Origin of the sequence: Bacillus cereus group sp. MYBK216-1 (genome assembly GCF_051916495.1) — a bacterium.
In the GTDB taxonomy this organism is placed as follows: Bacteria; Bacillota; Bacilli; order Bacillales; family Bacillaceae_G; genus Bacillus_A; species Bacillus_A thuringiensis_K.
The window spans coordinates 705,190-716,849 of sequence record NZ_JBQAGT010000003.1; the positions used below are offsets into that span (position 1 = coordinate 705,190).

Consider the following 11,660-nt stretch of genomic DNA (forward strand, 5'->3'; position numbering starts at 1 on the left):
TTTTGTATCGTACAATATTACGAAGTTTCGCTAATTTTAGTTTCACTTTGAGTGTTAGTTGCAATTCTTTTCTTAACTTTAAAGTGATAGTAGGTATAGCAAAAGATGATAAATGGTACAGTACAATAAATGCCTAGTCTTTGATCTGGGATAAAGATAAGACTTACTAATATAATGCCATACAATCCAAAACCAAGAATTGGTACAAGGGGATAGAGTGGAGTTCTGAACTTCAAGTCTTCTAATTTTCCACCTTCAGCTAAATAGTGTTTGCGGAAAAAGAATTGAGAAACACAAATTGACATCCAAACAATAATGGTAATGACTCCGGAAATTGAAATGAGCCACAAGTAAACAGTTTCAGCAGCTACTACACTTGTCAAAAGAGAAAAAGCAGAAATAGCTATTGTCATGATTAAAGCGTTGAGAGGAATCCCACGTGATGATAATTTCTTTAAAAATGCTGGAGCCATTTCGTTTTTTGATAAAGACCAAAGCATTCGAGTAGCAGCGTATAGTCCTGAGTTTGCGACAGAAAGAACAGCAGTAAGAATAACAAAGTTCATAATATCAGCTGCATATGGAATACCGAGATTATCAAAAACAGCAACGAATGGGCTCTTTGTGAGTCCTGCTTCTTCCCAAGGAATTAAAGCAACAAGAACAAAGATTGCTAAGACGAAGAAAAACATTGTGCGCCATATAATATTTCTAATAGAACGAGGTAAAGTTTTTGCTGGATCTTCACTTTCACCTGCTGCGATTCCGACAAGCTCTGTACCTTGGAAGGAATAATTGACTGTAACCATTGTTAATAGAATAGCTGCAAGTCCATTTGGGAATAAACCACCATGATTTACGAAATTTGAAAATAGCGGAGCTGGTTCGTCGCCTTTTAAATCAATAAAACCGAACATAGCGGCGCCACCAAGAATTATAAAAGCTATAATGGCAGATACTTTTATACTTGAAAACCAAAATTCTGTTTCTGCATAACTACGAGCAGATAATGCGTTAATAGTGAAAATCGTAACGCCAAATATTAAACACCAAACCCAAACAGGAATATCAGGAAACCAGCGCTGCATTGTAATGCCGGCAGTTGTAAATTCAAGACCGGTCGTATTCGCCCAGCTTAACCAATACAACCATCCGATTGTAAAGCCAGTTGCAGGATTGATGAACTTAGTGGCATATTCCTGGAAAGAACCCGAAACAGGCATGGCTACAGCGAGTTCACCAAGACATAGCATAACGAAATACATTAATAATCCACCGGCCATAAAGGCAAGTACGGATCCACCAGGTCCAGCTTGACTTATTATAAAGCCAGATCCGTTAAATAACCCCGTTCCAATCACACCACCGAGTGCAATCATGAATAAGTGTCTACTTTTCATCGTACGTTTTAATTCATTGTTTGTATTGTTTACTTGCGCCATTGTTTTCCTCACTTTCGTAGTTGATAGAATAAAGTTTGATGTTTTTCCGTATTATGGAATGTATTCCGTGATGTGAAATCTTGTTATAATTTTCAGATAATTAAAAAGAAAAGTCAATATTTTTTTGTTTACGTTTTCAATTCGTTGTTAGTGATATATTTTTATTGTTAGAAAATTGAATAAATATATTGATTTCATTTCGAATGTTTGCTAAATTGATAGTTAATTAAACGTACTAACATACTACGAGTAAAGTTGAGGCGAGTTATGGTACAGTCCATTGATCGAGCGATAAGTATTATTAAATTATTGAATTCTACAAATGAAAAAGAGTATTGGGCTATTTCTGATATAGCAGATGGAACACATCTCCCAGTTAGTACAGTACATAGATTACTTAACTCTCTAATGGAGCATGGGTTAGTTACACAAATACCAGAGACAAAACAGTACAAAATTGGACCAATGTGGATGGAAATAGGGTTACGTCAATTGGAGAAGGTAGACTATAGATCTGTTGCAAGAGAAGTGATGAAGCGGTTGGCCTTTGAAGTCGAAGAAAGTGTCTATTTAAATATTCCAAACGGAACGCATTCTATTATCATTGAAAGAATTGATAGTCCTTTAAAAATTCGAGTTATCGATAATCTAGGGGAACAAATTCCACTTTCAATTGGTGCCGCAAATAAAACGATGCTTGCCAATATGAAAACGAATGAAATGGAACATATTGTAGAACATTTACTTTCTTCATTACCAGAACAAAAGCAAATTCTTCTTAATCAAATAAAGCAAATAAAAAATGAAGGATATGCTGTCAGTTATGGTGAAAAAACAGAAGGGACAGCTTCAGTAGCTGCACCTATTATCGGATTTAATCATAAAGTAGTAGGAGCATTAAGTGTTGGGTTAATTAGTCATCGTATTAATGATGATCGACTATCTTTTCTTATTAGCAAGGTAAAACAAGCAGCTCATGAAATATCAATAAAAATCGGCAGTACATCAGAACTATAATTTTGATAGCTGTCGTCATTTTTTATTCATATACTGGAATTTGTTTTCATAATGCGGAAAAATAGGGGGATTTATATGTCAAAGTGGCAATCAAAAGAACAATTGATTCAATTATTAAGCAGTCTTGTTGAAATTCCTAGTATTACCGGTTCAGAAGCTGAAGTAATATTGCCAGACTTTGTTGTGGAACAATTATCTGAATTACAGTATTTCAAAGAAAACCCGCATCATTTACAAAAAAATCCGACAGGGGACGGACGATATTTTGTTACAGCGCTCGTAAAGAAAAGCGATTGTACAAAAAATACCGTAATTCTAGTTAGTCACTTTGATGTTGTAGATGTACAAGATTACGGAGTATGGAAAGAGGATGCATTCAACCCTAAAAAGTTAACGTCTATGTTTTATTCTCATAAAGATGAACTACCAGCCCATGTACGTGAAGATATAGAACAAGGAGATTGGCTATTTGGTAGAGGAACAATGGACATGAAATGCGGCCTCACGTTACAAATGGCAATGATTGAGCAAGCCTGTGAAGGAAGATTTGATGGAAATGTACTTTTATTAGCTGTTCCAGATGAAGAAGTAAATTCGTTGGGGATGAGGGCTGCTGTTCCAAGATTACTAGAGTTAGCAAAAGAACATGATTTAAATTATAAAACAGTCCTAAATTCAGAGCCTATGTTTGCAAGACATCCTGGTGACCAAAATAAGTATATTTACACGGGTTCTATTGGTAAAGTGTTACCTGGATTTCTTTGCTATGGTAAAGAAACACATGTAGGTGAACCTTTTGCGGGCTTAAATGGTAGTTATATGGCGTCATTAATCACAGCAGAATTAGAGTTGAATACGGACCTTTGTGATATTGTAGAAGGGGAAGCGAGTCCTCCGCCAACTAACTTACTTCAACGGGACTTAAAGGAGGATTATTCTGTACAAATTCCGCATCGTGCCGTTACATTATTTAATTTGTTTTTACTAGAAAAATCAATGACAGATGTCGTTTCATTGTTACGTCAAAAAGTAACGAAAGTAGCAGAGAAAATAGAAGAGAAATATGAAAAGCAAGCATATCGTTTTTCTAAATATAATCCGTTTATACCGCCTAATATGAAAGTGAATGTATTAACGTACGAAGAGCTTATCGCTTATGCAATTGAACAACATGGTCAAGCGAAAATAGATGATATTCAATCTAGTATAATAAAAAATAGAGAAGAGAAAGATGATCGTGCGGTAACAATTGATTTAGTAGATAAACTAGCTATTTTATGTAAAGAAAAGGCGCCGATGATTGTACTTTTCTTTGCTCCACCATATTATCCAGCTGTAAGTTCACGCAACGATCCATTAATTAAAGAAGTAGTTGCAGAAATGGAAAAGTATGCACATTACAATCATAACATTACATTTGAAAACCAAAACTATTTTGGAGGAATTTCAGATTTGAGCTATGTGGGCTTACAGAATCCACTACATTCAATGAGTTCACTTGTAGACAATATGCCATTATGGGATAAAGGTTACTCGATTCCACTTCAGGAACTAGAAGAGTTTGACGTTCCAGTATTAAATATGGGACCGGTAGGAAAAGATGCACATCAATGGACAGAACGTCTAGATGTAAACTACGCATTTGAAACGCTATTAGATATGTTGCCGAAATGCATTGAAAAATTATTAGTTTCTAATAAAATTACACAAGTAAAGTAGTGTGATGAGTAAAATTATTTTAATATAATTAAAAACTAAAACGGCCAAACTCAAGTATATTCGAATTTGGCCGTTTATCATGTAGTGCATTTCTAGTTAAATTCATATGAATTCATAGCTAACATGATCTCTTTTATCGTTTTATTTTTTTGTTTGGCTAGACAGTTCAATAGACTTTTGCGTACAGCGCTGCATAGCTGAAATGATGGCTGTGCGTAAGCCTTTTTCCTCTAATGTTGCTACAGCTTCTATCGTTGTTCCGCCAGGAGAACAAACCATATCTTTCAATTCACCTGGATGTATTCCTGTTTCTAGTACCATTTTTGCAGACCCTAATACAGCTTGAGCAGCGAATTTATATGCTTGATTTCTAGGCATACCATCTAGTACAGCAGCATCTGCCATCGCCTCTATAATCATATATACGTATGCTGGTGAAGAACCGCTTACTGATGTAACAACATCCATTAATTTTTCACTTACAATCTCTGCTTGACCAAAGCTATTGAAAATGTTTAGCACATCTTCTAAATCTTTTTCTGTCACCATTTCATTAGGGCATAACGCAGACATTCCTTCTCCAACAAGAGCAGGTGTATTAGGCATTACTCTTACAACTTTTAATTTTTTATCAAAAGCTTCTTCAGTACTTTTAATGCTTTTGCCGGCAGCGATCGTTACGACGATAACATCGTTTTTGATGACTTCTTTTATTTCGTTAATGACCGCTGCGTATAGGTCCGGTTTAATTGATAAAATTAAAATATCAGCATTTTTAGCTACCTCATTATTGTCAGTAGTTGTAGTTAGCCCATATTTTTCGTTAGCATGTTTTAAATTCGTAGTGTTTAAATCCGAACAAATAACATGATTTGCAGACACTACCTTTTTGTTTAGCATTCCGCCAATGATAGCCATTCCCATATTTCCGCATCCGATGAATCCAATTTGTTTATCCATAATAACTCAATCTTGCTCCTTTTTAATAAATTATATTATTTCGAAATTGTTATCTTAAAATAACAATAACATCTCCATGCAATATAAAGAAACATTCTAAGAGAATATATTCCTTTTTGCAACAGTAAAAGATAAAAATGAATTATATTCGACATTCTGTAAATATATACACTATAATGTAAGGTATTATGTTTATGAATATGAGTTGCAGTTATATCAATTTGTATTTTCATTCAGTAGGGCAATCATTTCATACAAGAACTTGTCGCTCTATTTATTTTTTAAAATACCTCTTGACACCAAATCAAACTATATCGCATAATATAAAAAAATTAAACCGAAAATCGTTGAAGGGAAATAGTACATATGTCTTCTTGCGAAAGAGAGTGGAATTCACCGGCTGAAAGATTCCTCGTATAGAATATATCGAACCTATCCCTGAGTCTTAAATGAAAGTTTAGGCGTTCGCCTGCGTTATAGGCGCCAAGTGGATATCTATGTATATCAATTAAGGTGGTACCGCGGAACAATGACCGTTTCGTCCTTTTTATTTTATTAAGGGCGAAGCGGTCATTTTTATTTTGCTCTTGAATAGGCTAGGTGCAGCAATAATGAGAATAGAAATGACTGAAAGCTGTATGAATAAAAGTGTAATGTATAAAAAACTTTGATTTTAGATTTGGGGGATACAAAAGTGAAAAAACAACGAGTTGTCGTTAAGATTGGGAGCAGCTCCTTGGCAGATAGTCACGGAGGCATTTCTAAAGAACAACTTTCAGATCATGTTGCCGCATTGGCTCGATTGAAAGAGGAAGGACATGAAGTTTTGTTAATTACATCTGGAGCCGTTGCTGCAGGTTTTTCTGCTCTAGGATATCCAAGTAGACCTGTGACAATTAAAGGAAAACAGGCTGCTGCGGCTGTCGGACAAAGCTTGTTAATGCAGGCGTACACGGAGGAATTCCGTAAATATGGTATTGTAACTGCGCAATTATTGCTGACGAGAAGTGACTTTTCTAGAAAAGAACAATATAGTAACGCTTACGCTACTTTAGGAGAGTTATTAAACCGTTCTGCTCTTCCAATCATTAATGAAAATGATTCCATCTCTTTAGAGGAGCTAACGTTCGGTGATAATGATATGCTGTCAGCTTTAGTAAGCGGACTTGTTTCAGCTGATATGCTTATGATTTTTACAGATGTGAACGGTTTATATGACAAAAATCCTCAGAAAAATGAGGATGCGAAAAAATATTATTTCCTTCCTGAAGTTACAGAAGAAATCGCTTCTCTTGCAGGAGATGCTGGCTCAAAACTTGGGACTGGCGGAATGAAATCAAAAATCGATGCTGCAAAGACAGCACTCTCTCTTGGTGCGAGTGTATTTATTGGAACAGGACGTGGACAAGAGAAATTTGTAGATGTTTTAAAGGGCAAAGGTGATGGAACATATATCGGAAATGCTCCTCAAAAAGAAATGAAGATGAACAAGCAATGGATCGCGTTGCATTCGCTCGTTAGCGGACAAATTGAAGTAGACGCTGGTGCAGCTACTGCTATCATTCAGCATGGTAAGAGTCTTCTTCCTGCCGGCGTTACAAATGTGTCAGGATTTTTCAAAGTTGGCGATGTCGTAGAAGTAATGACGCAACAAGGGCACGTAATTGGAAAAGGGCAATGCACCTATAGCGCAGAGGAATTAAGAGAGATAAAAGGTATGCAAAGCCAACATATTCAAGCAAGAGGCGAAAGACATAATTATGAAGTTATTCATAGAGATTATTGGGTTTCACTTTAAGAATAGTGATGTTAAAAAGGAGGAAACAAAAATGAATGAAGTGTTGGCAAAGGGGAAAAGGGCGAAAGAAGTTGCTAGAGAACTTGTACTAAAATCTACAAGTCAAAAAAACGAAGCACTTGCTGCCATTGCTGAAAGGTTAATAGTAGAAACAGCTTATATTTTAGAGGAAAACAAACGAGATATCGAAGAAGGTAAGGCAAAAGGATTTTCTGATTCACTCCTTGATCGTCTAATGCTGAATGAACAGCGTATCATTGATATGGCAGAGGGAATTAAGCAATTAATTGAATTACGTGATCCTGTTGGAGAATGTGTAAGCAAATGGGAGCGACCAAATGGACTATTTATTCAGGAGATGCGTGTACCACTTGGTGTTGTTGGTATGATTTATGAGGCAAGGCCAAATGTAACAGTAGATGCTGCTACAATTTGTTTAAAGACAGGAAACGCAGTTATATTACGTGGTAGTTCTTCTGCTATCAATTCTAACAAAGCTATTGTTGACGTTATTCACCGGGCGCTTAAACAAACAAGCTTGCCTCCAGAAAGTGTACAGCTCATAGAAGACACAACACGGGATAGCGCAAAGCAGTTGTTTACAATGAATGATTACTTAGACGTTCTTATTCCAAGAGGTGGCAAACAATTAATTGATACGGTAGTGAGAGAAGCATCTGTTCCAGTACTTGAAACGGGTGCAGGAAATTGTCATATTTTCATTGATGAAACAGCGAATAAACAAATGGCAATTGATATTATTATAAATGCAAAAACGCAGCGTCCATCTGTATGTAATGCCATTGAAACGATTGTACTTCATGAGAAGTGGGCGCGGCGATATGGTAGCGAGTTGTTTTCTACTTTGAAGGAAAGCGGCGTGGAGTTACGTGGTGATCAGAAAGCATTGGTAATTGATTCTTCAATAGTACTTGCTTCAGAAGAAGACTGGGGTACAGAATTTTTATCACTCATGCTGGCAGTGAAGGTAGTTTCTTCTATAGAAGAAGCGATTCATCACATAAATACGTATGGATCTATGCATTCCGAAGCGATTATTTCAGAAAACGAGGAAAACGTCAGCAAATTCTTCACAGCTGTAGATGCGGCTGCACTGTATCATAATGCGTCAACTCGTTTTACTGATGGATCTGAATTCGGATTCGGCGCAGAAATTGGCATCAGTACACAAAAGTTACACGTAAGAGGACCAATGGGGCTTCCTGCATTAACTTCTACAAAATATGTGATTCGTGGAAATGGTCAAATTCGAAAATAAAAATAGAAGACACTCAATTCGATTGGGTGTCTTTCGTTTTAAAGAATGTTTACCATACAAATAGTCCAACAAGCATAGCGCTTAATAAAGAAACCGCCATTCCGCTAACAAGAAGCTTCCAAACATTTTTACCGATGACTGATGATTTTTCTCCGCCAAATAATGAATTGTAAGTTCCGTAAATCATACCTACTGTACTAAAGTTAGCAAAAGAAGCTAGAAATGTTGTTGCAACCGCAATCGTATGTGGTTGTAGCGACTTTAAGTTTGATTTTAAATCCATCATTGCAACAAATTCATTTGTCGTTATTTTGATCCCCATTAATTCAGCTACATACATAGCATCACTGCCTGATAAACCGAGTAAAAATGCAAAAGGACTAAAGATAATGGAGAAGATTTTTTGAATTGTTAACCCTGTTACAAAAAATCCTAAAATCCCATTTAAACATGCTGTTAAAGCTACATAACCAATTACCATAGCTAAAATAACGATAACCATATTCATCCCAACTAACATACTGTTTGAAATAGTAGAAAAGAAATCCTTTTTTTCATGTTTTGAAGGTGTGTAAACAACGTCTTCTTCTTTCGAAACTTCCACAGGATTTAATACATTGGCTAAAATTAATGCGTTAATACAGTTTAATGGGATTGCGCTGAAAATATATGTTGCTGGAACCATTGATAAATAAGCACCAAGAATGGATCCGCTAACGCTACTCATACTCATAATTCCAAAAGTTAATAATCGATTTTCTTTTAAAACAGATAATTGATCACGAACAACCGCAAGTGCTTCGGTGTTTCCTAAAAACATCATTTGAATCGAAAAGAAACTTTCTAACTTTGGTAAACGAGAAATCTTTGAAATAACTGCACCTACTTTATCAATAATCCAAGTTAAGATTCCGAAATAAGAAAGAATATCGAAAAAAGTAATAACAAAAATGATAGGAAGTAACGCACTAAAGAAGAAATCAATGTGCTGACTTTCCATAGCTGAAGGAAATGCAAATCGAATACCTTCATTCGCACATGCTAGTAGCCAACTGAAAAATGACGCAATTTTATTAATGATAATACTGCCGAGCTTTGTGCCTAACATAAACCACGTAATAAAAAGCTCCAATAGGATGAGAATTACAATTGGTCTCCATTTTATATGTTTTTTATTAGGCGAACATAAGAAAACGATTAATATGACAACGAAAATCCCTAACATATTCAATATGAAATACATGTCAACAACTCCTTGAGGCTTATTATTTGTATATAAAAAAGCCTCTATTCTTCCAAATTTGGATTATGATCAGAAGTTATGAAGAAGGTAAATGATGTTTGGGATTCACGTATTTTAATTTGCTTTATTTTGAGCAATCGCAGTAATTACAAAACAAGTAGCTATTTTCAATTGCTTTGTTGGATATTAAACGTATGCGATTTTAAACATCGTTTATCTCGGATTAACGGGCAGTAAGACTTCCACCTCAAAATTCAGGGAAAGCAAAGAAGTGATGTGGGGATGGGCTGCCCGCAAAATCCCGATTGGTAAGAGCTGATTAAAATTTCACTTTATAAATAAGAACGGTGAGTTGGCCATGAACCTTGAAGTTTCCGAAGCTGTATAATTTGTCCTGTATGATAAGCATCATGCAAAAGGATATTCATATATTGTTGCCAAACTGGTAGAGAAGGACTTAGTTGATCTAGTTCTGCTTCTTGAAGGGCGGTTAATGAAGATTGTAAGGCATCATGTACTTGAAGCGTTCGCTTTACTGTTTGTTGCCAAGCGTTATCATCATTAGGCTCACCTTGGATAAAGGTTTCATCATTATTTTGTGGAGCAACAAATGTGTTGTCTTCATGTAAGCGGGAAAGTAGGCGTTCTTTAAAGATTAATAAATGGTTCACATTTTCCCAAATCGTATTACTGGCAGCACCTTCTGGTTGCCAACATGCTTGTTCAGCAGTAAGATTTTTTAACGCTTCTGATATTGGTGGGTACCATTCTTCTTCGTAAAAAACTTGTTGGACTCCATTTTGCAACATTTCTTTTCTCCCCATTCGTATAGCCTCCTATTCATTTTTCTTAATAAAATCAATTCTCTTTTCTCTTCAATAAACCTTCTTTATAGCTGATCAAGAGAAGGAAATGCAATGTATAAAAGAGGCATTAAAAACTTTCATTTTTAATAATCAAGGTTTTAATTGAGTCAGAATAAAAAAGAGTATAAACCTTTTCTATTTGCTCATTGATTAGAATATTTTTAAGGTTGTAATATAATTCTAAAAATATAGAAGGTATAATTCGATAAAAATAGAATTAAATATATAGCAAACAAGGAGGGATAAAAATGGAGGTCTATCACATAACGAGTAGAAAGAGAGAAACTTATAACGTTCAAGTGAAATATTCGATACTTTTTGAATGTGCACTTGGCATTGCTGCGATTACTCATAAGCGGTTAATTGATACTCTTGAAAAGAGTCAAAATGAATGGGAAGAAATTAAGAAATCATTAACAGAAGAAATGAGAGAGCACTTACAGTTTGTAGAGGAACATAATACGTGGAAAGCGTTACTTCAGTTGTTGTATAAAGGGGAGTTTCAGGAAATATCACAGTTTCATACTAAAATCAATGCGCTTTCAGAAGTAGATTTGAAATATATATGTTTACCGTTTTTAGGCGAGAAGCATGAAAAGAAAAGACATTTAGCAGCGAGTGGAGACGTAACTGCAATACATGAACTAGAGGAACTAACGCAGGATCATCAGTTTTTCTCTACGTATATTCGTTTTATATGTAATGTGGATGTACAAGTGCTGAAACCTCATTTAATCGCTGTAATGACAGGTTGGTATGAGAGTGTTATTCAGAAAGAGGAAGAGAAAATACTTTCTATATTACAAAGAGACTATGAAGCGAAAAATGAGATGAATAAAAAGATGAAACCGGAAGAGTTCGTCGAGTGGGCGACTGGCGGTGTGAACTATATCCCAGAACCAAGTGTTCATAATGTACTTCTTATCCCGCAAATGACGTACAGACCGTGGAATATTGAGGCGGATATTGAAGATACGAAAGTATTTCATTACCCAGTTGCAAACGAAAGCATCCATCCTGAAGATCTATATGAACCGAATTATTTTTTAGTTCAAAAACATAAGGCGCTTGGGGATGAAGCAAGGTTACGCATTGTAAAAATGTTGTTTGAAAAAGAAAGAACATTGCAGGAAATTACAGAAAGACTGCAACTCGGTAAATCGACTGTACACCATCATTTGAAATTGTTACGTGCAGCGAAGTTAGTAGATATACATGACGGGAAATATGTATTAAGAAAGAAAGCAGTACAGTCGTTAGCGAAAGAATTAGATATGTTTTTGAATAGATAATTAACAACGAGAATGTACATAAAGGGAGGAATATAAAAGAAAAG

9 protein-coding genes and 1 other annotated feature are annotated in these 11,660 nt (G+C 35.5%); of the genes, 5 read left to right on the plus strand and 4 right to left on the minus strand.

Features of this window, described 5'->3' with window-relative positions; genetic code table 11:
* Positions 1-17: 17 nt before the first annotated feature.
* Positions 18-1,442 (minus strand): amino acid permease, encoded by a 1,425-nt coding sequence (locus ACTFRH_RS13840; protein ID WP_000079964.1) that lies wholly within the window; start codon positions 1,440-1,442, stop codon positions 18-20.
* Between the two features lie 267 nt (positions 1,443-1,709).
* On the opposite strand from ACTFRH_RS13840, the gene ACTFRH_RS13845 reads away from it, so the two are divergent.
* Both ACTFRH_RS13845 and ACTFRH_RS13850 read left to right on the plus strand, forming a co-directional pair.
* Positions 1,710-2,459: an IclR family transcriptional regulator gene (locus ACTFRH_RS13845; protein WP_000250746.1), complete on the plus strand. Its 750-nt coding sequence runs from the start codon at positions 1,710-1,712 to the stop codon at positions 2,457-2,459.
* 75 nt (positions 2,460-2,534) lie between these two features.
* Positions 2,535-4,178 (plus strand): M20/M25/M40 family metallo-hydrolase, encoded by a 1,644-nt coding sequence (locus ACTFRH_RS13850; RefSeq protein WP_000049545.1) that lies wholly within the window; start codon positions 2,535-2,537, stop codon positions 4,176-4,178.
* Positions 4,179-4,319: 141 nt separating this feature from the next.
* Here ACTFRH_RS13850 and proC read toward each other — a convergent pair whose 3' ends face one another.
* Positions 4,320-5,138 (minus strand): pyrroline-5-carboxylate reductase, encoded by an 819-nt coding sequence (gene proC, locus ACTFRH_RS13855; RefSeq protein ID WP_000360712.1) that lies wholly within the window; start codon positions 5,136-5,138, stop codon positions 4,320-4,322.
* Positions 5,139-5,476: 338 nt separating this feature from the next.
* Positions 5,477-5,687, plus strand: a binding site (T-box leader).
* 145 nt (positions 5,688-5,832) lie between these two features.
* Here proC and proB point away from each other — a divergent pair.
* Both proB and ACTFRH_RS13865 read left to right on the plus strand, forming a co-directional pair.
* Entirely contained in the window at positions 5,833-6,936 is a 1,104-nt protein-coding gene (gene proB, locus ACTFRH_RS13860) for a glutamate 5-kinase (protein WP_000744796.1), read from the plus strand.
* 31 nt (positions 6,937-6,967) lie between these two features.
* On the plus strand, positions 6,968-8,215 hold the full coding sequence (locus ACTFRH_RS13865) for a glutamate-5-semialdehyde dehydrogenase (RefSeq protein WP_002181437.1): 1,248 nt from the start codon (positions 6,968-6,970) through the stop codon (positions 8,213-8,215).
* A 49-nt stretch (positions 8,216-8,264) separates the two neighbouring features.
* Here the strand turns inward: ACTFRH_RS13865 and ACTFRH_RS13870 are convergent, their stop codons facing one another.
* Entirely contained in the window at positions 8,265-9,458 is a 1,194-nt protein-coding gene (locus ACTFRH_RS13870) for a NupC/NupG family nucleoside CNT transporter (protein WP_000273601.1), read from the minus strand.
* Positions 9,459-9,790: 332 nt separating this feature from the next.
* Positions 9,791-10,282 (minus strand): DinB family protein, encoded by a 492-nt coding sequence (locus ACTFRH_RS13875; RefSeq protein ID WP_000532729.1) that lies wholly within the window; start codon positions 10,280-10,282, stop codon positions 9,791-9,793.
* Positions 10,283-10,572: 290 nt separating this feature from the next.
* Here ACTFRH_RS13875 and ACTFRH_RS13880 point away from each other — a divergent pair, with 290 nt between their 5' ends.
* Positions 10,573-11,616, plus strand: a complete 1,044-nt coding sequence (locus ACTFRH_RS13880) for an ArsR/SmtB family transcription factor (protein ID WP_000454556.1) — start codon at positions 10,573-10,575, stop codon at positions 11,614-11,616.
* The last annotated feature ends 44 nt before the right edge of the window (positions 11,617-11,660 follow it).